Below are 22,445 nucleotides of genomic sequence, written 5' to 3' on the forward strand. Positions count from 1 at the left end.
GAGAATCCTGCTTGAGCAGAATTCTCTTTTTTGATGCGTCAAAATAGGTATAGCTGCCATTGTTTAATCTACAAGATCCTGGCTTGTCTGTGCAGCAGCAGTATCGATTTTCGCCTGCTCATCTAAGTTGTAAGGATGATAATATCCTTTTTCAACCATATACTTGCTGATGCTTTCATGGGTTGAAATGGCAGCCATCAGCTGCTCACGTAGGGCAGACCGCAATTCAGGGGTTGCGGCTTCTGTGAGCGCAAATGCCGTAGTTTTCACACCGGATTTAGCAGAGATCAAAAAGTCAGATGCAATAACTTGATCCGTCAAGCCGCTCATTCCTGCCATGTTTTTAAATAAATCATTCATTGGTTTGCTACCCCTCCTGGTAAAAATTGCTTCAGCTGCTGAAGCTGATGCTGGCCTGATTGTGCATCTGCATCAAGCAGTGCTTTTAATTCCGGGTCCTGTGCCAGCGTACTCATTGTGAAAGATTTTGTTGTACATATGCTTTTAAAAACGACTAATTCATGGACCTCCAGCGTTTCATGCTGTCCTAAGCTGTTTCTCATGTTGATCACCCCTTCAGTTATTCATGTACGCTTCTTATTCTGGCTTTTTGCTTTCCGCTTATTCAACAATTAGCTAATTTCGTTTTATAAGAATAAAACGGGAAAGTAAAAGGAAAAATAAATATTGTGACTAACTATGGGGGTGATAAACATGGACCAAAACGGGCTGGCTTTTCATGAAACAATGGAGCTGCATGAAATGGTGAACTTTAAAACCATCTGTTTGCTGCAGTCAAAATTAATGCAGGGTGCCTGCTTTGACAGCGATTTAAAAATGATGATGGAAAAAGATGCACAGCAGTCGATTCATCAGATGAATGAATTATTAGAGCTTTATAAAGGAGCCAGAGCATTTTAATTTTTGGAGGTGGAAAACGTGAACGATTATTTAGATCCGATTAACTCAGTAGGAATGCCGGAACTTGCTGATTCTGCCATTGCGCTTCAGTTTTTGCTGTCTGTTAAAAATGGAGTAAGAAACTGTGCCGTGGCAATAACGGAATCAGCTACGCCGGAAGTCCGGTCAGTACTTATAAAGCATCTGGAGCAGGGTATTGATCTTCATGGCGAAGTAACAGAATTAATGCTGCATAAAGGCTGGCTCCATCCATATGACGTAGACAAACAGGTTCAAATGGATATTAAGTCCGCCGAAACAGCCGTGGATATTGCCCGGCTGCCGCTCTTCCCGAACAACACAAATCGAAAAGGGTTATTTCCAACCCCGCCTAAATAAACATAACTATCGTGGAGGAGGTTTAACAAATGAAAGCTGTCACATTTCAAGGCGTAAAAGAAGTGGTTGTAAAAGAAGTAAAAGCGCCCACTATTCAAAAACCGGATGATATTATCGTCAAGCCTACATTAACGGCGATTTGTGGATCAGATCTGCATTTGATTCACGGCATGATCCCGAATCTTCAAGAAGACTACATCATCGGGCATGAACCGATGGGCGTCGTAGAAGAAGTCGGTCCAGATGTTACAAAAGTGAAAAAAGGGGACCGTGTTATTATTCCGTTTAATATAAGCTGCGGGGAATGCTGGTTTTGTAAGCATGAGCTTGAAAGCCAATGCGACAATTCCAACGACAATGGCGACATGGGTGCTTATTTTGGGTATACCGGCACGACAGGAGGATATCCAGGCGGACAGGCAGAATACATGCGCGTTCCATATGGGAATTTCACACCGTTTAAAATTCCGGAAAACAGTGAGGTCGAGGATGAAAAGCTCGTCCTGCTCGCAGACGCCGCTTCAACCGCACATTGGAGTGTTGATAATTCTGGTTTAAAAGAAGGCGATACAGCGATTATCCTTGGCTGCGGACCGGTGGGACTGCTTGCTCAAAAGTTTGCCTGGTTAAAAGGAGCAAAACGCGTCATTGCGGTTGATTATGTCGGGTACCGTCTTGAACATGCAAAGAGAACAAACAAAGTGGAAATTGTGAACTTTGAAGACGAGCAAAATATTGGCAATCATCTGAAAGAAATGACAAGCGGCGGTGCAGATGTAGTCATTGACTGCGTTGGAATGAGTGGAAAAATGACACCAATCGAATTTCTTGCGACCGGCATGAAGCTTCACGGCGGTGCTATGGGCGGTCTTGTTATCGCCAGTCAGGCTGTTCGAAAAGGCGGCACCGTTCAAGTAACCGGTGTGTATGGGGGTGCGTACAATGGATTTCCAATGGGGGATATCTTCCAGCGAAATGTTAACGTACGAACAGGACAGGCGCCCGTGATCCACCGCATGCCTTATTTGTATCAGCTGATCGCGGAAGGAAAAGTAGATCCGAGCGATGTTGTTACGCATATTTTGCCGCTTGATGAAGCAAAAAAAGGTTATGAAATGTTTGATACAAGAACACACGATTGTATAAAAGTTGTCTTAAAACCTTAGAATAAATAAAGAAGCGGTTCCTCAGGGGTACCGCTTCTTTCAGCTTGTAACTGTCAAAAGTTAGTTGGATCGATTGCGAACATACGGTTACTTAACATGTGAAAATAGGAAGCTCCGAATATTCAACTTCATTTAAAAAACAAAACCTACATAATAAATCCCCTGATACTAAACGAAGTCACCAATATTTATTTGAAATAATGCCTGCTTTTCACTAGGTTAGCACTTGCCATTATGACGGATGATGAACAATGGTTTCGTCAATTATCGAAAAGAAAACCGGAATAAATGAACAAATATTTACCACTGGACGTAAAAATGATATATTCAATTATATCGATTTATGAAAAGAGGACATAAGATGATTGACCATATCGTACTTGTTAAATTTGCAGAGACAACGACTGTTGAACAGCTCGAAGAAGTGACTAAGCGGTTTAAAGCGCTTGAGAAGCACCTTGATGGTGTCATTGACATTCAAGCAGGCATTAATTTTTCTGAAAAAAATCAAGGCTATCAAGTTGTCTTAACAACGCGCTTTGAAAATAAAGCTGCACTCGACGCATACGGGCCGCATCCTGAACATCAAGCGGTGGCCGCTTTTATCCGGGAAGTGGGCCGTCTCGACAGCATCGTCATTGATATCGAAATTTAACCATAGGACTCCTTGAGCGCTCAGGGAGTCTTTTTTAATAATGATTACATAGAGAAGGTGGAAACATATGAATGCTTTAGGCCACATTCCTGAACACGTATCGGCTATTCATGTACTCAATAGCGTTGGAGAGAACATTTTGATTGCGGATACAACATATACGATCCAATGGATGAATGCAAATGCTGCAAATTTGTTGTCCATCATTGCGCCATTGTACGGCTTAACGAGGGCTGATGACATAATCGGCATGAATATGGACCACTTTCACGCATCGCCAAAACGGCAGCAAGCAGTGATGAAGTCACTACAAGACAGCCACCGGACGCGCATTACAATTAAAGATCGAATCGTAACAGACATTGTTATAACACCGATGAGAGATGGGCAGGGACATATAAATGGCTATATTGTCCTGCTGACGGATGTCACGACAAAAGCGGAAGAAGAAGCGGAAAAAGAAAAACTGATTCATGCCCTCTCCGTTCCAATTCTTCACATTTGGGAAAAAACCATCTCGTTACCGTTAATTGGCGAATTTGACACGGAACGTGCGGACCGGATGATTATCTCAGTTCTGGAAGAATGTACACAGCATCGTATTCAGTATGTGCTACTGGATTTAAGTGGTCTATTCATAGCGGATGATGCGATTCATCACCATATTCAAAAATTGACGAACTGTCTCCAGTTAATTGGAGCGGAATGCATTATGACGGGCATTAAACCGCAATTGGCACAGGCGGTTGGCCGGCTTGAACAGCATATTCAGACGTTTCAAACGGCTCACGCAGGACTTCAATATATTATTCAAAATAAAAAGAGATATTAAGATTATTTCATTATGATGACGGACGTTTTAATACGGACAGATGAGGTAAACTCCTTACGAATATGATTTTAAAAAGGAGTTTTCAGCATGTTTAATTTAAGCGATATGGGTACATTCATGTGGGCGTTTTTTATAACTCTTCCGTTGACGCTGCTCATTCATACAGGTGGACATGCCTTCTTTGCGTATTTGTTCGGCAGTAAAACATCGTTAATTATTGGCCGCGGAGGCAAGCTTTTTCAATTGAAAAACATTGAAATCCGTAAACTGTATTTTATTGATTCTGCTTGTCAGTACGATCAGTTGAGAAGTGAACGACGGTGGAAGCACGCTCTTATTTACGCAGGCGGTCCCCTCTTTAATATTTTGTCTATTTTGATTGTCAATGGCTTGATTCAAGCTAGTATTCTTCCGGCACATATGTTTTTCTATCAGTTTGTTTATTTTTCGGTCTACCTTGTGTTTTTTGCTCTCCTTCCAGTAGAATATGGAGAGGAAAAACCGAGTGACGGAAAAGCGATTTATGACGTATTAAAGTTTGGGAAAGTGTATAAAGAATTTGATTAAAAACAAACTCCACGGCGGCAGCTATGGGGTTTGTTTTTTTGTTAAATTGGTATTGCCAGATTGGCTGAATAACGATAAAGGGAGAAGGAATGGTAAAATAAAAATAACGATTTTTAACACTTACTTGGAGGTGAAAACATGGAAAGTTTTTACCCGAAAAATGGTCGTGTTATTCTCCATATTGATGCAAATGCATTTTTTGCCAGCGTGGAAATGGCGGAAAATCCGGCATTGAAAAATAAGCCGGTGATTATCTCGGGAAACCCGGAAGAACGAAAAGGCATCGTTGTCGCTGCTAATTATTTGTGCAAGGCCAAAGGAGTATACACAACGATGGCGCTGCGGGAAGCGTTGAAGCACGTGCCGGAAGCGGTTGTGATCAAGCCAAATCATACGGTCTATAAAGAATACTCGAAGCAAATTTTTGCGTATTTAGAAGAAATTTCTCCGTTGATTGAATATGCGTCCATCGATGAAGCATATCTCGATATTACAGCGTGTGCGCATCTTGGCTCTCCGATCGATATTGCGATGAAAATTCAGCAAGAAATAGTAAAACGATTGGATATTCCTCTTTCAATCGGAATTGCTCCGAATAAATTTTTAGCTAAAATGGCGAGTGATATGAAAAAACCTCTTGGACTTACGGTGTTAAGAAAAAGGGATGTAGAACGTGTCCTTTGGAATAAGCCAGTGGTGGAAGCGCATGGGATTGGCGAAAAAACAGCCGCAAAATTGCACGAGCATGGGATTGTAACAATGGGGGATCTGGCGAAAGTAGATGTAAAAAAAGTTCAGGCCATTATGGGCGTGCGGGGTGTCCGGATGAGGGAACGTGTAAACGGCATCGATAACCGTCCTGTGGATCCGGAAGCAAATACATCTTATAAAAGCATCGGCAACTCGACCACTTTTCCGACAAACATCGCCGAGCCGGCTGCTATTCGTGTTAAGCTGCGCGCATTGTCCCGTTCGGTCAGTGCACGAATGAAACAGAAAAAAGCAGTTTCGCGGACGATTCAAGTGATGATTCGCTACGATGATTTTAAAACCGTTACAAGGAGCCAGACACTGCACCGGGACATTCAGGAAGAAGCGGATCTTTTTGTTGCCGCTGAAAGGATTTTTTTCAAACATTGGAACGGCGAACCGGTCAGGCTCCTTGGGATAACAGCGCAAAATGCTGTAGATAAACGGACACAAACGACCCAAATGGACTTGTTTTCCTTTCAAGAAGAAGCAGATAAACTGGAGCCGCTTTTCACAGCTGTTGAAACATTAAAGAGAAAATTTGGCGACAGTATTATAAAAAAAGGGCTTGAATAGTGAAAAAGTTATTTATATAAGTTGATCTAATGTTAAAAGATCAAGCAGCCGGATAGTATGGGCTGCTATTTTCTTTATAATGAAGAAAATAGAATATGAAAGGAAGAAACAATTTGGACCTCAGCCTGCTTGCACAAAAATACCCAATCATTCAGGAATTGCAAAAAAAGCAAAACACAATATGGATCAACACAAATATAAAAGAGAACAGCCACTCACTTTTTTCTAAAAAAGATGTACAGGAGGCAGAAAACCGAATGCAGCGGTTCGCGCCTTATCTTAAAAAAGCATTTCCGGAGCTTGAAAAAACAAACGGAATCATTGAGTCAACTGTTTTTTCTATCCCTCAAATGAAGAAATGGCTTGAACATATGTCTAATCAAAAAATTGAAGGAGAGTTATTGCTGAAGGCAGACAATGCGCTGCCTATATCAGGATCGATCAAAGCACGCGGCGGCATTTATGAAGTTTTAACATACGCCGAACAACTTGCAATAGAAAACGGGCTGATTACTGAACAGGATCATTACAGTGCTTTTGCTGATCAGGTATTTAAAAAGCTGTTTTCATCTCACCACATTATTGTTGGTTCTACTGGTAATTTAGGCCTCAGCATTGGCATTATGAGCGCCGAGATGGGATTCAATGCGACTGTTCATATGTCTGCGGACGCGAAAGAGTGGAAAAAAGCGCTGCTTCGCGAAAAAGGAGCCATCGTTGTTGAACATAAAGCAGATTATGAGAAAGCGGTCGCTCAAGGAAGAGAAGAAGCAATGCAGGACCCGAAAGCTTACTTTGTCGACGATGAGCATTCGCATACGTTATTTTTAGGCTACGCAGTGGCAGGGCTTCGATTGAAGGAGCAGCTTGATGAGGCAGGTGTTGTGGTGGGTGAAGACCATCCGCTTTATGTATATTTGCCATGCGGGATTGGTGGTGGACCGGGCGGCGTTGCGTTTGGTCTTCAGCTCGTTTTTGGTCCGCATGCTTATTGTTTTTTTGCCGAACCGGTGGAGAGTCCATGTATGCTGCTTGGTCTTGCCACGGGCCTGCATAATCAAATTTCGGTGCAGGATATTGGTTTAACGAATCAAACAGAAGCGGACGGTCTAGCAGTTGGACGCGCGTCCGGATTTGTCGGGAAACTTGTTGAACCGTTTTTAGCCGGCAGCTATACGGTGGGCGATGATCAATTGTTTGCTATGCTAAGCGGTCTTGCTGAATCTGAAAATATAAAGCTCGAACCGTCCGCTCTGGCGGGCATGATTGGGCCGACGCTGTTTGCCGGTCAGAAAAAAGTGAAAGGCCGGCCGATTCATCTCGTTTGGGCTACGGGTGGAAGTATGGTGCCAAATGGGATTATGGAACAATATATAAAAAAAGGCCGCACCACTCCAACAGCATGTTTCCACCCAATGCGAGAAAAATAATTTGTGTCCCTGTATAGTCTCCGGTAAACTATTGAAGGTGAAAACAAAGAGGAGACGTGTATCGTGGAAAATATGATTGAAGTAAAAGAGCTGCGAAAAGAGTTTAAATCGCATTCAAGCCGTTCGGGACTTAAGGGTGCGTTTCGTGATTTATTAACGCGTAATTATAAAGTGGTTCCGGCTGTAAAGGACATTTCGTTTTCAGTGAAAAGAGGCGAAATGGTCGGCTACATCGGAGAAAATGGAGCTGGAAAGTCAACGAGCATAAAGATGCTGACGGGTATTTTGACGCCAACATCGGGAACCGTTCGCGTAAATGGGATGGATCCGCATAAAGAACGTGAGGAGTTTGTCCGCTCGATCGGGGTTGTATTCGGCCAGCGCTCACAGCTTTGGTGGGATATTGCTGTTCAAGAATCGTTTCGTCTGTTGAAAAAGGTGTATAACGTCCCAGATGATGTGTATCATGCGCACATGAACCATGTGATTGAATCGCTTGATATTGCTCCGCTGCTCGACAAGCCGGTTCGTAAGCTGTCGCTTGGCCAGCGCATGCGGTGTGAGCTCGCGGCCGCATTATTGCACAATCCGCCGCTTTTGTTTTTAGATGAGCCGACAATTGGGCTGGATGTGCTCGTAAAGCTGAAAATTCGGAAGTTCTTAAAAGAAATAAATGCAAAGTATAACACAACGGTGCTGCTCACGACACACGATTTGAGTGACATTGAAGCGCTTTGTGAACGTGTTGTGATGCTTGATGAGGGGCAGATAATTTATGATGGACAGCTTAGCAGCCTGCGGTCAAATTGGGGAGAAGGCAAGCAAATTGAGTTTCAGTTTGCAGATACAGCTGTAACAAAAGAAATTCTTCAACCGCTGTTAGCAGAAATGGATGCCGCCTGGACACCAGGTGACCGCGAAAATGTCTGGATTGCAAACGTGCTTAACGAAGAACACGTGATTTCAGAAGTCATTGGGCGAGTCGTTGCTGCGCATAAAATTACCGATTTGAAAGTCCATGAAATATCCATTGAAGATATTATCCGTAATATTTATGAAGAAGGCATGACAAATGGGTAAGTATATTGAAATGATTCGCATCCGCTTTTTAATGATGCTTGCATACCGTACCAATTATTATAGCGGCATTTTAATTTACAGCATTAATATTGGCGCTTATTATTTTCTTTGGAATGCGATTTATGGAGACAAAGGATCGATTGAAGGCATGAGCGCACTGCAAATGAATTCTTATATTTCCATTGCCTGGATGGCGCGGGCGTTTTATTTTAATAATATCGACCGGGAAATTGCGCAGGAAATTAAAGAAGGTAAAGTAGCAGTAGAGTTGATTCGTCCATATAACTATTTGCTGATGAAGACAATGCAGGGGCTTGGTGAAGGCATTTTCCGCCTGTCGTTTTTCTCTGTTCCGGGGATGGTCATTGTGGCGCTCATTTTTCCGATTGCTTTTTCAACGAATCCGACAACGTGGCTGCTTTTTGCCGTTGCACTCATATTTAGTTTTTTGATTAACATGCAAATCAATTTACTGACAGGAATTTTAACTTTTTTCTTCTATAACAATACAGGACTTATTCGGGCGAAGCGGGTCGTGATTGACTTGTTTTCAGGCCTATTGTTGCCAATTAGCTTTTTTCCAGGCTGGGCACAGCAAATAATGAGTTTTTTGCCATTTCAAGGAATAAGTTACGTGCCGAGTATGATTTTTACGGAAAGCTTCAGCGGATCTGAAATCATAAATGCGGTGCTGTTTCAAGTTGTCTGGGTGTTCATTTTGATCCTCCCGATTCAAATTCTGTGGCTGATCGCCAGAAAACAGCTTGTTGTACAGGGGGGATAAGGCATGAAATATATACAGCTCTTTTTTCAATACGCGGCACAATATATGAAAACACGTCTCACGTACCGGACCGATATGGTTGTGGAAATTTTGTCAGATTTAATGTCGCAGGCCGTTAATTTTGTTTTTATTTTGCTTGTCTTTGGGCATACGACGATGATCAGTGGCTGGTCACGTGAGGAAATTATTTTTATTTACGGTTTTTTCCTTGTGCCGTTCGCCATATTCGGTGCGTTTTTTAACATTTGGGACTTTAATGAGCGATACATCGTCAAAGGGGAAATGGACCGGATTTTAACCCGTCCGATCCACAGCCTTTTTCAAATTGTGCTGGAGCGGATGGAGCTTGAATCGCTTTTTGGCGTTATTACGGGCATTGCGGTCATGTTATATGCGGGAAGCCTTCTTGATCTACAGATAGCCTGGTACGACCCGTTTGTCTTTGTATTGCTTGTGCTGGGCGGTGCGCTCGTATATGCATCCATTTTTGTATTGATAGCCAGTATCAGTTTTTGGTCGGACAGTCCAACGAGTATTATGCCAATGATGTATAACATCGGAAACTACGGCCGTTATCCAGTTAATATTTACAACAATGTTATTCGTTTTGTGCTTACATGGATTTTGCCGTTTGCGTTCGTCGGTGTTTATCCGGCTGCGTATTTTTTAGGGCGTGAAGACTGGTATATGTACGCTTTTTTAACACCAGTCATTGGCCTTGTCTTTTTTGCGTTTTCCATTTTTATGTGGAACGTAGGGGTCACAAAATATCGTGGTGCAGGGAATTAAAGAATAAAAAGCCAGTCCACAAATGGGCTGGCTTTTTACTATTACGTCCGGATAAAGGATTTCACAACTTTTGCGGTTGTGCTGCGTGGCAGCAGTTTTGACGCGAAAGCACCGGCTTTGTTTCTGTTGCCAGTGATTACGACGCGTTTTCCTTGTAACAGTCCATTGACTGCTTCTTTGGCAACCTGGGCAGCCGGCATGGCCTGGCTGAACATTTTTGTCTCTTCAACGCTGGCAACTGTTCCAAAGTTCGTCTTTGTTGCTCCAGGGCACAAAGCGGTCACCGTTATGTTGGTATGCACCAATTCTTCCGCAAGCGCTTCAGAAAGTGACAGAACGAACGCTTTCGTCGCGAAATAAACAGCCATCATCGGACCGGGCTGAAATGCAGCCATGCTTGCAACATTTAAAATCCGGCCGGAATTTCGCTCAAGCATGCCTAGCAAAAAGAGGTGAGTCAATTCCGTTAACGCTGTCATATTCAGCTGCATCATTTCTGTTTGCTTTTCAAGGCTTAATTCAGCAAACGAACCGAGCAGCCCAAAGCCGGCATTGTTGATCAAAACATCTACTTGAATGCCGAGCCGGTCAAGCTCTTCAGCCACTTCTTTTGGCGCTCCTGGCTTGCTTAAATCCTTCGCCATTATTTTCATTTCCGTATTTGGGTATGAATCCGCGAATGCTTCTAACTTGTCTTTGCTTCGCGCGACAATGACAAGATTGTATTCGGCTTCGGCAAAGATTTTGGCAAACTCAAGGCCAAGCCCGCTTGAAGCACCAGTAATTAAAGCTGTTTTATTCAAGTTGTTCAGCTCCTTTTCTTCTATAATATAACAATAAAAGAAGTACGGAGATTTTGCAAAAAAGAGCTGAAATGTATGATGAGTGGGAATTGATTCATTAAAAACAGATAAACAAATATAATGTTGACAATGGATAAAAAAAAGCGTAATATTCATTATGCGATGAGCTCGTTTGCGTAAGACGGACAGACATTCCTTTTTATGAGGAACATGTTGTGGAGCATGGTCTGGACGCCGCAAATTTCGAGAAAACCCTGCCAGCTGGCAGGGTTTTTTATTTTTTTGAAACGTTCTCACAGCTTGTTTTTATAAAAAGCTTCCCCGTTATATACTAAAAAGACGATTTATCATTAAAGTGCACTTATTTTTGATAAGTCATCGGCCGTTTTATTAATTCTTTCATATGTTGCATTTAATTCTTGCATACTTGCATTATGTTCTTGAGTAAACGCAGCGATTTGGCTTGTTGATTCATTCATCTGGTCAATGGCTTTTTTTATGACGTCAAGCTGTTTTTCAATTTCCACGGTCCGTTTACTGCTGTTATCAGCCATTTTACGGATTTCATTTGCCACAACAGAAAAACCCCGGCCATGCTCTCCGGATCTGGCTGCTTCAATGGCTGCATTAATTCCTAAAATATTAGACTGTACCGCGACTTCTTTAACAAGAGAGAGAATCGTTCCAATACTCGCAACATCCTGTTTGATCGCTTCTGACTGTTCGGATAATTGCTGAAGCCGTGTGGAAACATCAGAGGATGCATCAGTCATTTCTTCAGTCATTGCAGACATTTTCTGTACCGCTGATGCCAATTCAGTTGCACTGCTCCTTAACGTAGCTACTTTTTGATGCGATATAAGCGCGCTTAAAACGCCAATTATTTCATTCCCATCAAAAATCGGCTGAGTGATCGAGATATATGGAAATCCAAAATTTTCAGGTCCGTTTTCTTCACGTCGAGGTTTGCCGTCTTTTAATGTTTTAAAGGAAGGTACGCTATCAGGAAATTTTTTACCAATTTCACCTTTTATATCAATCGTTTTTCCAGGCAGATATTGCACATATTCTCCTTCTGTATTCCCGAGCAGCAGACACGCATCTTCCGGGTATGTACTTTGAAACATTGGCATTGTCTCTTTTATTTGCTGTAATGTTGGATGCACCGAAAACCTCTCCTTAATGCTGTTAGTATGGTTCTTTTATACTATAATAAAGTTAAAATAATGAAAACGCTACCAATTTATAATATATAAGAAAAAACAATCAAATTTTATAAGTGGAATCGAAAAAATTTAAAATAGGCAGCCTATTTAAATTAAAAAGATCGTTTCTTTTAAGTGTGTTTAAGGGGGATTTTGGATGTTAAAGCAAGGGTAATTCCCTAAATAGGTATACTGGCAAACCCTGTTAACATGCAGTCATTATTTAAATTTTAACAGACGCATAAATAATGTGATGTTCTGCTATCACTTAAGGGCACCGAAAAAACATCCACTTAAAAACAGAGGCTGCTCAAAAGCCGGTTTTCACTGGTTTTGAGACAGCCTCTGTTTTTGTTGAAGATTTTTTTCATGTAGCGCATACACGTTACATAGGATAGACAAGCTTAATGAACTTCACGGTATACACCAATGACTTTTCCTAAAATCGTCACGTTCGGAAGCAATATTGGATCCATCGAGGAGTTTTCAGGCTGAAGACGAATATGATCCGCTTCTTTATAAAATCTTTTTACCGTCGCTTCATCATCTTCTGTCATCGCGACAACAATGTCTCCATTTTTTGCTGTTTGCTGTTGTCTGACTACAACATAGTCACCGTTTAAAATGCCTGCTTCGCGCATGCTTTCTCCAACGATTTCAAGCATGAAAACATGCTCATCCGGCGGTGCAAGACGCTCTGGGAGAGGGAAATACTCTTCCACATTTTCAATCGCTGTAATGGGAATACCGGCTGTAACTTTGCCGACGACCGGCACATTAACAGGGTGCTGTTTCGGCACAGAGCTGTCCGTATCTAAAATCTCAATGGCCCGTGGTTTCGTTGGATCCCGGCGAATATAATTTTTCGCTTCAAGGCGGGCAAGGTGGCCGTGGACTGTTGAACTTGATGCAAGCCCGACTGCTTCCCCAATTTCCCGCACAGACGGTGGATAGCCTTTTCGACGAACCTCATCTTTGATGAAATCGAGAATATCCTGCTGGCGTTTTGATAATTTAGTCAATTTTCTACACCTCTCTTATTTAATATTTACGTACAGTATAACATGTGTTCTGAAATTTAACAAACGTAAGTTCGAATTTTCTCTTGACTGAAACAATCGTTCGCCTTACAATGAAATTATATCACGAACGGGTATTCGAAGAAAGGGTGTTCTTAGTGGAGAAAGCAAAAAACTATTCTTTTATGTTATTATTAGCGGTAATGATCGCATCAGCAGCCTTATATTTTAGTTTTGCAGGCTCAGACGAAACAGTTTATCAGGCCATAAAAGTAGCAAAAGGCGATTCACTTTGGAGTTTAGCTGAGGATTATCAAGAACTACATAAAATGGATCAAATTGAGTTTATTAAATGGGTACAAGATGAAAATAATTTAATTACAACTAAAATAGTGCCGGGGGAAGAATTGACCATTCCAGTGCCTGCTGTAACATCTGACAGCAGTCTTCAATTGGCAGACGGGGAATGATACTAAATGAAAAAAGCGGTTATTTACTGCCGTGTCAGCACGGAAAAAGAAGCGCAGGAATCGTCGCTTGAGCGCCAGGAAGAAGAGCTCCTGGTTCTTTCTTATTTGAAGGGATTTGAGCCGGTGTGTGTAATCCGGGATCGGGCCAGCGGGTATGAGTTGAATCGTCCCGGAATGCTTGAATTGCTTGATCTTATTAAACAAGAAAATATTGAGGCTGTTTTGATTCAAGACGAAACCCGGATTGGACGGGGAAATGCTAAGATCGCCCTTGTTCATTGTTTATTTAAAGAGGGCGTTTCGGTTTTCAGCATAGCGGATGACGGAGAGATGCAATTGTCTGAATCCGATTCAATGGTTTTGCAAATTGTCAGCATGGTAGAAGAATACCAGCGCAAAATCCATAATTTAAAAATTAAGCGCGGCATGAAACGGGCAGTAGAAAAAGGTTATCGTCCGGAGAAAAATTTAAAAAACAAGGGCAATGAAAATGGCCGGAGCCGGAAAGAAGTCCCAACAACGGAAATCGTCCGTCTTCGTGAAAATGGTCTTACATATGAAGAAATAGCAGCAACCCTGCGCGGATTCGGTTATGAAATTTCACGTGCAACCGTTCACCGGCGTTACATAGAGTACATAGAAAGTGAATCCGGTACTATATAAGCTTTTTTCTTGTCAGACTCTGTACATTTCTGTACGATAGCGATAAATGAGTAAGGGAAAGGAGCAGAAGGAAAATGTTATCATCTGAAAAGATTGCACGTATAAATGAGTTGGCAAAAAAAGCGAAACAATCATCATTGTCAGACGAAGAGTTGCAAGAGCAAACGGCACTTCGCCAGGAGTATTTGAAGGTCTTCCGAACTTCTATGCGAGATACAGTCGAGCATGTTCGCGTCTTTGATCCGACTGGCGAAGAGGTTACACCGAAAAAAGTACGCGATATTCAAAAACGAAGAAAAATGAATTGAACCAGAAAGTGGAGGCAGTAAAAGCTGTCTCTTTTTCACATTGTTCTGTATTTTTGTTGTATATTCCGTCAAAGACCTTTAATATAGAGTGGTAAATCCCCTTTCGAAAGGATGAATCTCATGTTTGACAAAACAGATCAGCTTGCGGTTACAACAATCCGCACGCTATCCATCGATGCAATTGAAAAAGCGAACTCCGGCCACCCGGGTTTGCCAATGGGTGCAGCTCCAATGGCGTATGCCCTCTGGACAAAAGTAATGAATCACAATCCGAAAAATCCACAATGGTTTAACCGGGATCGATTCGTACTTTCAGCTGGTCACGGTTCCATGCTTTTATACAGCTTGCTTCACCTTGCCGGCTATGATCTTTCACTTGATGAAATCAAAAATTTCCGTCAATGGGGAAGTAAAACACCGGGTCATCCGGAGTATAAGCATACAGACGGTGTAGAAGCGACGACAGGTCCTCTTGGACAAGGAATTGCAATGGCTGTTGGTATGGCAATGGCAGAACGCCATTTGGCATCTGTATACAACAAAGATGGACATGAAGTTATCGGCCACCATACATACGCGTTATGCGGAGATGGTGATTTAATGGAAGGTGTGGCATCTGAAGCGGCATCGCTTGCAGCGCACTTGAAACTAAGCCGTCTTGTTGTTCTTTATGATTCCAATGATATTTCCTTGGATGGCGAACTTGATAAGTCATTCTCGGAAAGTGTGGAAGGCCGCTTTAAAGCATATGGCTGGAACTACATTCGCGTAGAGGACGGAAACGATCTTGATGAAGTATTAAACGCGCTTGAAAACGCAAAACAAAGTGATGACGCTCCAACGATTGTTGAAGTGAAAACAGTCATTGGCTACGGCTCGCCAAACAAATCCGGTAAATCCGCTTCTCACGGTGCACCGCTTGGTGAAGACGAAATGAAATTAACAAAAGAATATTACAAATGGACATTTGACAAAGACTTCCACGTGCCGGACGAAGTATATAGTCGTTTTGAAGAAGAAGCGGTCAATCGCGGTGCTGAAGCACAAGCACAGTGGGACAAATTGTTTGCTTCTTACAAAGAAAATCATCCCGAATTAGCCGCTCAGCTCCAAAAAGCAATCAACGGTGAATTGCCGGATGGCTGGGAAGATGCTCTTCCTGTATATGAAGAAGGAACATCAGATGCAACACGTAATACGTCTGGTGAGGCACTAAACGCGATTGCTAAAGCAGTTCCAACTTTCCTTGGGGGCTCAGCGGATTTGGCGGGCTCCAACAAAACATCCATTAAAAATACAGCTGATTTTATGCCAGACAGCTATGAAGGCCGCAACATCTGGTTTGGTGTCCGCGAATTTGCAATGGGTGCAGCGATGAACGGAATGGCGCTTCACGGAGGACTTCAAGTGTTCGGCGGCACGTTCTTCGTCTTTTCGGATTACTTGCGTCCGGCGATTCGTTTAGCTGCGTTGATGGGGCTTCCAGTCACATACGTCTTTACACACGACAGTATCGCTGTTGGTGAAGATGGACCGACACATGAGCCGGTTGAACAGCTTTCCGCGTTCCGCGGTATGCCAAACTTGTCTGTTATTCGTCCTGCAGACGGAAACGAAACAGCAGCAGCTTGGAAATTGGCACTCACAAGCAAATCAACGCCAACAGCTCTTGTGTTGACACGTCAAAACTTGGCCGTTCTTCCAGGTTCAAAAGAGCAGGCGCATGAAGGTGTTGAAAAAGGTGCTTACACAGTTGTAAAAGCAGAAAAAACACCGGATGTACTTCTTTTGGCAACAGGTTCAGAAGTCGGTCTTGCTGTAGAAGCGCAAAAAGTGCTTCAAGGTGAAGGTATTCATGCGAATGTTGTCAGCATTCCGTCATTTGACCGTTTTGAACAGCAGGATGCAGCGTACAAAGAGTCTGTTCTTCCGAAGTCAGTGAAAAAACGTCTTGGCATTGAAGTCGGCTCTTCATTCGGCTGGCATAAATATACAGGAGATGAAGGGGACATTTTGGCTATTGATCAATTTGGCGCCTCAGCACCTGGGGATATTGTTATGAAAGAGTATGGCTTTACTGTTGAAAATGTTGTATCGCGTGTAAAAGTACTGTTAGAAAAATAAAATGTTTTCAGTCCGGAGCCTCGGTTCCGGATTTTTTTACGCCATCATTCCGCAAAAATTTACAGGCTCTTATTGTATAATCGTGAATGGTTTAGTACACTTTGAATAGACAACTTGAAGGAGGAACACGTTTATGTTTTGGTATGTGCTTACGGCTGTCCTGGCACTCGCTGCCGGCATCGCTATCGGCTTTTTCATCGCACGCCGTTACATGATGGATTACTTAAAAAAGAATCCGCCAATTAACGAGCAAATGCTGCGTATGATGATGATGCAAATGGGAATGAAACCATCACAAAAGAAAATCAATCAAATGATGGCACAAATGAATAAACAGCAGGATAAATAAGTCCTTGCTGTATAAGGGTTTAAAGCGATTTTTCCCTGTTCATTTATTCAAACAGAAGGGTGAAAGGTTAATCTTTCCTCACTGTTTTTGCATTTATTTGGTTTATTTTCCTTGTAAATAACAATAACCACCTTTTCTTGTGAAAGATTAACCAAGGAAGGTGGTTTTTTTATGGAATTAGAAGATGTAATTATAGAGCCATTTCAGCAAGGCATGGCAATCAGCTTCGCACAAAACTGGTTGTATACCGTGTTTTCGGTCGTACTAAATAACACTGGCATATTTAAGTTTTGCTTAATCCAACGAAAGAGGGCTTTAATGGAGCAGTGCGTTTCATACCCGTCGGCGGCCACTTCAACGGATACATTTCGCAAACTCGTCACAACGCGAATAAATGGTTCCAAGCCGGCACGTCATATCTCGCGTACCGTTTTATTTCTTTTGAGGCAGGGGCTTCAACGATTTAATACCAGACAATTTCACATTTTCTTTGATAAGGAGTATTTTCCAAAGTTAAGACAAATGTAAAAGCATTTTTATTTTTCTAACACTTGATTTATCACTTCACTCGGTTTGCTGTTATTTAGATTTTTGTAAATGCAGCTTGCCGGTTTTTCTCGTAAGGTTTCAGCAAAAGCGATTGCCAATTCGGTTTCTCCCGCTACATGGATTTCTACCCAACCTCTTTCTTTCTTTAATCGTTCTACGTTTGTTCCCATGCTTTTAAAGAACCTTTGCAAATTTTCTTTAAGCCGGGACTCTAAAAAGTCTACTTTACTACTCCCAATTACATGTCGACCACCGGGATCCATGTCCTTCTTTTTCCCCCACTCTTCAAGGTTAGGGTCGAAGCTGTAAGAAAAATCTTCTTTGACCAATCCCATTACAGTATCCAATATTCGAACTTCCCCGAAGCTTGGTAAAATAATTCCTGCTTCTGGATAGGCTTTGTGCATGTATTCCAATTGTTCTAAAACCGGATGATCTTCCCAATGAAAGCTTGATTTAACAGGAACTTGCACATAATGAACCGACCATAATTCTGGATTCTCTGAAGCGAAAATAACGACTCCTTTGCGCAAATCATCCTTATTATCATCGATTTCTTTTAATACTTTTTTCTTAACTTTTTTAAATAATTTCAATTCATTTTCATTTTTTGAATCTGTTAAATACTTATCTAAATCCTTTAAGCCGTTCTTTAAATGAATTTCCCATGCACCGTTTAGCTGGTCTGGATCAGCCGGGTTGGTGTTTAAATAAACACTCAATACACCGCGTTCACCACTGTGATATTCTTTTAAGGTCTGGAGTTCTTTGTTTAGAGTCATAAATTTATTTTACCTCCTCAAATTTCTTTACAGTACTAGCCTGCCCTTCGAGTACCAAATATAAAACTAAGTCTTAGTCACAGGTATGGTGTTTATTAAAAATGTCTACAGATGAGCTGCAGGCTGGGAAGTGGATTAATCCGGCTGTCTTTTTTGAAGCAAACAGCGGCGATCTTTTCATTTAACCAAAAAAATAACCCGCTATTGAGTCGAGCGCTCTGGTGGGTTATTCCACGGTATTGCTGATCATCTCTTATGGGAAGCCTGCTATTATCAGGCCGGTTCGATGTTAGCGCATCGGAGCGGCTTTTTCAATTTATCAATCGTACCAAGCTGAGTGTTTTACCTGGTTTTTATTAGTAATAAGAGCAGGGTATTTAGCTTTTTGATTAAACAATAAGGGGAATCTTTATGAAAATTTATTTTCGAAGCATAAATGATATGAATAGAAACTAATACTGTTCTTTCATAAAGCCAATTTTAATAAAAAAAACAAAACCTATGCTATTATTTTAAGAAGTGTCGAACAAGAATTATCATTCAGAAGGAAATGAGTGGGATGGCTAATATGTATATTGCAACTGAAGAAATTCAATTTTCATATGCTGATACCGATATGATGGGTGTTGTTTATCATGCAAACTACATAAAATGGTTTGAACTAGGTAGAACAAAACTTATAGAGGATATTGGATACAACTACTTAGACATGGAAAAAGCGGGATATTACGCACCAGTGCACAACCTTGAAGTTACATACAAGAAACCTATAAAGCTTGGAGATAAAGCCTTTGTCAAGACATGGGTGGAAAAAAATCATGCATTAAGAGCTGCCTATGGTTTTCAAATTGTCAACGGTGAAGGTGACATCTGCGCGGAAGGAACTACTACGCATATCATCGTAAAAAAGGAAAACGGTGATTTCAAACCCGTTAGATTCAGTAAGGCATTTCCTGAGTGGTTTCAAAAATATGAAGAAATTAAAAGGAAAGTCTAGCAAAGACAGGAATGTTTATAAAACCATTCAGCAACGTCCCAATAATTCAACGGTTGCTTGGTCGTACGTTTCCTTCAAGCAACAACCCGCCATTATGAAGAAAGGCAAAGAAGGATAGGTAGCCACTCTTTGAATAAACACAGTAAAAGCAGCCGAGGTTTTAGATTTTTCTGGCACTAAATTTAAATCTGATTTAATCGTAAGATCTAGGGAAATTAACGAAGGATTGAAAGGAAGTACACAATAATGAAGCAGGTAGTTACAATGGAAGAATACATGAAAATGTGGGATAAAACTTTCCAGATTGAATCTCCAGAAACGTTTCTCTTAAAGTGGAATTGCGTAAGTTGTGAAAAGGAAAATAGAGAAAAAGCTTCTGAATTTACTCAGATTGCAAATTTTGCTCTTTCGCATTGTTATAACTGTTGTAGCAGCAATATTATTGAGCTGAAAACTAAATCAATGATCATCATTGAGTACAATACGAAGGAAGCCAATCAATAAAACAATTAGTTTAATCTAATAAAAAGTTGACACATAAAGCGGAGTAAATCTAATAATGGTTTGATTTCTAAGTAAATGGTTAAACCTTTATCGCTATTTTTACGTCATTTCGGTTTGTTTTCTTTGTAAATAACCACCACCACCTTTTCCTTGTTAAGTGATTAACTAGAGGAGGTGGTTTTTTTATGGAGTCAAAGGATATTCACAGCATGAATAGAAGCGAGAACTATGAGAAAGCCTGCAACAAAGCAACTTCGCCATCTTTTGGCGGAATGTCGTCTTTAGATCGGGGGAATAAGAACTTTGACTTTTAAATATCGGAGTCTAAAAATTTCTTCATGTTCCCTCGCTTATAAGACAACATAAGGGATATTATTAGAAATGATGTAGTGATTCTGGCGCCTCGAACTCACATAGCAACCCTTTCTTTTCTACTTGCTTTTTCAATTCTTCGGCAAAGGCAATGGAAGGATTAGTAGTAAATCGTACGGGCTTTTCCGCCAGCTCATATATCTCCTTTAAAGAGCGTGGTTCTAATCTTTCTGCACTATATCATTCTACTTGCAGTGCTTTAGCTATTATTAAATGGAAATATTTTTCAGTTTCAGTCGAACAGCTATTTACATTGATGAAGTGCTGCATTCAATCTTCCCATTGTTCCTTTGTTGAAACTAATTCAGTTCGCATGATATGTTGAAATGCATGACAGTTCCTGCAAATGGGTTGTAGATCGATCAAATGGCACATTTTAAAGGATTTTGAAACATTCAAAATGCTCCATGTTTCGGACTATTCAACGTACTAAAAAGCAAGAAACAAAGCTATTGGTGCCATGTTAGCCGAAAAAGTATATGCTGAGCTGAAGTTACTGCTAAAAAGCTTAGACTGTGAATTGCCAAGCGTACTATTATATCTGTTACCTGCATATAGGTAAGTAAGAAGAAACGAGGCAAAGCATTGCGTTCTGTGACACTGTCCTGGGACAGGCCTTAGGTCGTTCGAGATCTAAAAACATTTGATTCAAGGTTCCGTCTTTTATAAAGGGAAAATAATTCTGCTAATGCAGGAAATGATTAGCAGGCAGAGGATGCTGGGTGATAATATGATCATTATTATTGAAAAAGCCCTTCTTTTCATGATTACGCTGCGACTTATTTCAGGAAGCATTGAAATCACCGCTGCGCTGTTGATGGTCAAGTTTAATGATTTAGAAAAAGCCTTTTATATTAATAGCCTGCTTGCATTAGTAGGCCCCGTAATCTTGATTTTGACGACGGGAATTGGCTTATATGGGCTTGCGGGAAAAATGCCTTTAACAAAAAGCATTGGTCTTGTATGTGGAATCTTGCTTATTCTTTATAGTTTACGTTCTAAATGAGCAAGAGGACTGGGTATTAGAATAAACAAAATCCGCTCAATCATTCTAAGCATTGAGCGGCAAGTTAAATAAAATATTATTTTTTACAGTATGGATATAATGAATCGGTTCGAATGCAGACAAATAATCGGTTCGATTGCTAAAGAAAAGGTCATTTATCGCAGTGGGGGGTAAAATTATGTTTTGCACAATTATCCTCCCATATAAATAAAAATAAAATATTGATCGAAATTATGGTTTTGTACTCTTGTGGTCAAGTACAAAGCTATTGTGTGAAAAAATTCTAATTCAGGGAAAGGGTGCTTTAGTTTAAGAAAAAGCCGAATTTAATTCAGCTCTTTCATGCTCCGGGCGTTTCATAACTCAGAATTTTTAACAATGTTTTTGAGAAAAGGCATTCAAAGGTTTCATAGATATGGGTGGGATACATAATGAAATTAAAGAAAAAACCGTTTTCAGAGAAAAAGGTTTTTTCTTTTTTTAAGAGTAATTGATTAGGGTTGGGGTACATATAACTATTAGAGAAAGGGAGGGTCAGCAAAATGAAAAAACGTTTCTTGTCTTTATTTATTCTTCCGTTTATGTTGATCAGCGCAAGTGTCCCGGTACTAGCATCTGAGTATGAAGACGAATTAACAGGTACTCCTTATGAAATATTAGAAAAAGAAGGGATTTCCTTAAAACATTATATTGTGACATTTAAATCCTCTGAAATTGAAAAAGGCTATTACCGGGCAACCGCCAGTAATGGTGAAACGATACGCTTTAAGTCAACGGATGTTGAAATCGAATTATCTGTAGGCGACCGTGTCCGGACTTACTGGGAAGATGGCGACTTTAATATTGCCGAGTATGTAAAACCGGAAAAGGTGGTTTATAAGATTAATCGTGTATGGTACGAACATGGACAAATGAACTTTGAAGGAACGAGCCCGAAGTCAGGCGACATTGTTTTTACCGATGAAAATATATTTGGCAAGGAAATCATGACCGGGGATAAAGTTGTCGCGGAATTTGACCAAATGTTCATCGAAAACGGTTTAATAGGTGTTTATAAGAAAAAATAAAAAAACTGTCCAATGCGGGCAGTTTTTTTATTTTACTTGCACTTTTTTTAAGCTTTGAATGTGAAGTTCATCATATAAATTTAAAAGCCGGTCTAGTTCCTGGCTGTATTCAATGGCAAGAGGGGAAGTAAGCCCGTTTTCAAAAGCCACATTAAGTAGTTCAGTCCGCTTCGCTTCAATAATGTCGAGCAGCGTTTCTTTATTCACAGCGGACCACCCTTTCCATCGTTTAGTAAAGCTTTACACTGTCTAGTATAACCAATCATTTACTTATTTTCAAAAAAATTTGTCGTTTTTTT

Annotated in this window: 27 protein-coding genes; 20 read left to right on the forward strand and 7 right to left on the reverse strand. The window is 40.9% G+C overall.

Annotated features, from left to right (window positions below; all coding sequences use genetic code 11):
* Positions 1-63: 63 nt before the first annotated feature.
* Positions 64-360 carry a spore coat protein gene (locus BA724_RS04865; protein WP_069937546.1) on the reverse strand — a complete coding sequence of 99 codons (297 nt, stop codon included), beginning with the start codon at positions 358-360 and terminating at the stop codon, positions 64-66.
* Positions 357-563, reverse strand: a complete 207-nt coding sequence (locus tag BA724_RS04870) for a hypothetical protein (RefSeq protein ID WP_069937547.1) — start codon at positions 561-563, stop codon at positions 357-359. The genes BA724_RS04865 and BA724_RS04870 overlap by 4 nt, the downstream gene beginning before the upstream one ends.
* A 151-nt stretch (positions 564-714) precedes the next feature.
* Here BA724_RS04870 and BA724_RS04875 point away from each other — a divergent pair, with 151 nt between their 5' ends.
* The 11 genes from BA724_RS04875 to BA724_RS04925 all read left to right on the forward strand — a co-directional run bounded on the left by BA724_RS04875 (position 715) and on the right by BA724_RS04925 (position 9,928).
* A complete protein-coding gene (locus tag BA724_RS04875; RefSeq protein WP_069937548.1) occupies positions 715-921 on the forward strand; it encodes a spore coat protein in 207 nt (68 codons plus the stop codon).
* An 18-nt stretch (positions 922-939) separates the two neighbouring features.
* Positions 940-1,299 (forward strand): spore coat protein, encoded by a 360-nt coding sequence (locus BA724_RS04880; protein WP_069937549.1) that lies wholly within the window; start codon positions 940-942, stop codon positions 1,297-1,299.
* 29 nt (positions 1,300-1,328) lie between these two features.
* The gene (locus BA724_RS04885) at positions 1,329-2,465 is read left to right on the forward strand and encodes an alcohol dehydrogenase catalytic domain-containing protein (protein ID WP_069937550.1); all 1,137 of its coding nucleotides are present in this window, start codon (positions 1,329-1,331) and stop codon (positions 2,463-2,465) included.
* A gap of 361 nt (positions 2,466-2,826) precedes the next feature.
* Positions 2,827-3,120 (forward strand): Dabb family protein, encoded by a 294-nt coding sequence (locus BA724_RS04890; RefSeq protein WP_069937551.1) that lies wholly within the window; start codon positions 2,827-2,829, stop codon positions 3,118-3,120.
* Positions 3,121-3,187: 67 nt separating this feature from the next.
* The gene (locus BA724_RS04895) at positions 3,188-3,952 is read left to right on the forward strand and encodes an STAS domain-containing protein (protein WP_069937552.1); all 765 of its coding nucleotides are present in this window, start codon (positions 3,188-3,190) and stop codon (positions 3,950-3,952) included.
* Positions 3,953-4,039: 87 nt separating this feature from the next.
* On the forward strand, positions 4,040-4,519 hold the full coding sequence (locus BA724_RS04900; RefSeq protein ID WP_069937553.1) for a site-2 protease family protein: 480 nt from the start codon (positions 4,040-4,042) through the stop codon (positions 4,517-4,519).
* 138 nt (positions 4,520-4,657) lie between these two features.
* A complete protein-coding gene (locus BA724_RS04905) occupies positions 4,658-5,845 on the forward strand; it encodes a DNA polymerase IV (RefSeq protein WP_069937554.1) in 1,188 nt (395 codons plus the stop codon).
* Between the two features lie 95 nt (positions 5,846-5,940).
* A complete protein-coding gene (locus BA724_RS04910) occupies positions 5,941-7,275 on the forward strand; it encodes a D-serine ammonia-lyase (RefSeq protein ID WP_069937555.1) in 1,335 nt (444 codons plus the stop codon).
* 63 nt (positions 7,276-7,338) lie between these two features.
* Positions 7,339-8,355: an ABC transporter ATP-binding protein gene (locus BA724_RS04915; protein WP_069937556.1), complete on the forward strand. Its 1,017-nt coding sequence runs from the start codon at positions 7,339-7,341 to the stop codon at positions 8,353-8,355.
* Positions 8,348-9,139, forward strand: a complete 792-nt coding sequence (locus tag BA724_RS04920; protein ID WP_069937557.1) for an ABC transporter permease — start codon at positions 8,348-8,350, stop codon at positions 9,137-9,139. Before BA724_RS04915 ends, BA724_RS04920 begins: the two co-directional genes overlap by 8 nt.
* A 3-nt stretch (positions 9,140-9,142) precedes the next feature.
* A complete protein-coding gene (locus BA724_RS04925) occupies positions 9,143-9,928 on the forward strand; it encodes an ABC transporter permease (protein WP_069937558.1) in 786 nt (261 codons plus the stop codon).
* Between the two features lie 41 nt (positions 9,929-9,969).
* Here the strand turns inward: BA724_RS04925 and BA724_RS04930 are convergent, their stop codons facing one another.
* The 3 genes from BA724_RS04930 to lexA form a co-directional block, all read right to left on the reverse strand.
* Entirely contained in the window at positions 9,970-10,731 is a 762-nt protein-coding gene (locus tag BA724_RS04930; RefSeq protein WP_069937559.1) for an SDR family NAD(P)-dependent oxidoreductase, read from the reverse strand.
* Between the two features lie 350 nt (positions 10,732-11,081).
* Complete coding sequence (locus BA724_RS04935) at positions 11,082-11,897, reverse strand: methyl-accepting chemotaxis protein (protein WP_069937560.1); 816 nt, start codon at positions 11,895-11,897, stop codon at positions 11,082-11,084.
* Between the two features lie 443 nt (positions 11,898-12,340).
* Positions 12,341-12,958, reverse strand: coding sequence for a transcriptional repressor LexA (gene lexA / locus BA724_RS04940; RefSeq protein ID WP_069937561.1), 618 nt, complete (start codon positions 12,956-12,958; stop codon positions 12,341-12,343).
* Positions 12,959-13,113: 155 nt separating this feature from the next.
* Between lexA and yneA the strand changes: the two genes are divergently transcribed.
* The 5 genes from yneA to BA724_RS04965 all read left to right on the forward strand — a co-directional run bounded on the left by yneA (position 13,114) and on the right by BA724_RS04965 (position 16,869).
* A complete protein-coding gene (yneA, locus tag BA724_RS04945) occupies positions 13,114-13,425 on the forward strand; it encodes a cell division suppressor protein YneA (protein WP_169818501.1) in 312 nt (103 codons plus the stop codon).
* Between the two features lie 6 nt (positions 13,426-13,431).
* Positions 13,432-14,088 carry a YneB family resolvase-like protein gene (locus BA724_RS04950; RefSeq protein WP_069937562.1) on the forward strand — a complete coding sequence of 219 codons (657 nt, stop codon included), beginning with the start codon at positions 13,432-13,434 and terminating at the stop codon, positions 14,086-14,088.
* A 74-nt stretch (positions 14,089-14,162) separates the two neighbouring features.
* Positions 14,163-14,396: a DUF896 domain-containing protein gene (locus BA724_RS04955; protein WP_069937563.1), complete on the forward strand. Its 234-nt coding sequence runs from the start codon at positions 14,163-14,165 to the stop codon at positions 14,394-14,396.
* Between the two features lie 120 nt (positions 14,397-14,516).
* A complete protein-coding gene (gene tkt / locus BA724_RS04960; protein ID WP_069937564.1) occupies positions 14,517-16,520 on the forward strand; it encodes a transketolase in 2,004 nt (667 codons plus the stop codon).
* Between the two features lie 133 nt (positions 16,521-16,653).
* Positions 16,654-16,869: a YneF family protein gene (locus BA724_RS04965; protein ID WP_046178984.1), complete on the forward strand. Its 216-nt coding sequence runs from the start codon at positions 16,654-16,656 to the stop codon at positions 16,867-16,869.
* A 536-nt stretch (positions 16,870-17,405) separates the two neighbouring features.
* Here BA724_RS04965 and BA724_RS04975 read toward each other — a convergent pair.
* Entirely contained in the window at positions 17,406-18,200 is a 795-nt protein-coding gene (locus BA724_RS04975) for a VLRF1 family aeRF1-type release factor (protein WP_069937566.1), read from the reverse strand.
* A gap of 568 nt (positions 18,201-18,768) precedes the next feature.
* Here BA724_RS04975 and BA724_RS04980 point away from each other — a divergent pair.
* The 4 genes from BA724_RS04980 (at position 18,769) to BA724_RS04995 (ending at position 22,146) form a co-directional block, all read left to right on the forward strand.
* A complete protein-coding gene (locus BA724_RS04980) occupies positions 18,769-19,197 on the forward strand; it encodes an acyl-CoA thioesterase (RefSeq protein WP_046179023.1) in 429 nt (142 codons plus the stop codon).
* A gap of 264 nt (positions 19,198-19,461) precedes the next feature.
* Positions 19,462-19,701, forward strand: a complete 240-nt coding sequence (locus tag BA724_RS04985) for a hypothetical protein (protein ID WP_169818502.1) — start codon at positions 19,462-19,464, stop codon at positions 19,699-19,701.
* A gap of 1,102 nt (positions 19,702-20,803) precedes the next feature.
* Positions 20,804-21,079, forward strand: a complete 276-nt coding sequence (locus BA724_RS04990) for a YqhV family protein (RefSeq protein WP_211272212.1) — start codon at positions 20,804-20,806, stop codon at positions 21,077-21,079.
* A 542-nt stretch (positions 21,080-21,621) separates the two neighbouring features.
* The gene (locus BA724_RS04995; RefSeq protein ID WP_069937569.1) at positions 21,622-22,146 is read left to right on the forward strand and encodes a hypothetical protein; all 525 of its coding nucleotides are present in this window, start codon (positions 21,622-21,624) and stop codon (positions 22,144-22,146) included.
* A 27-nt stretch (positions 22,147-22,173) separates the two neighbouring features.
* Here BA724_RS04995 and BA724_RS05000 read toward each other — a convergent pair whose 3' ends face one another.
* On the reverse strand, positions 22,174-22,353 hold the full coding sequence (locus BA724_RS05000; protein WP_069937570.1) for an aspartyl-phosphate phosphatase Spo0E family protein: 180 nt from the start codon (positions 22,351-22,353) through the stop codon (positions 22,174-22,176).
* Positions 22,354-22,445: the final 92 nt, after the last annotated feature.

The sequence above is a fragment of the Domibacillus iocasae genome, assembly GCF_001750285.1.
Taxonomy (GTDB): Bacteria; Bacillota; Bacilli; order Bacillales; family Domibacillaceae; genus Domibacillus; species Domibacillus iocasae.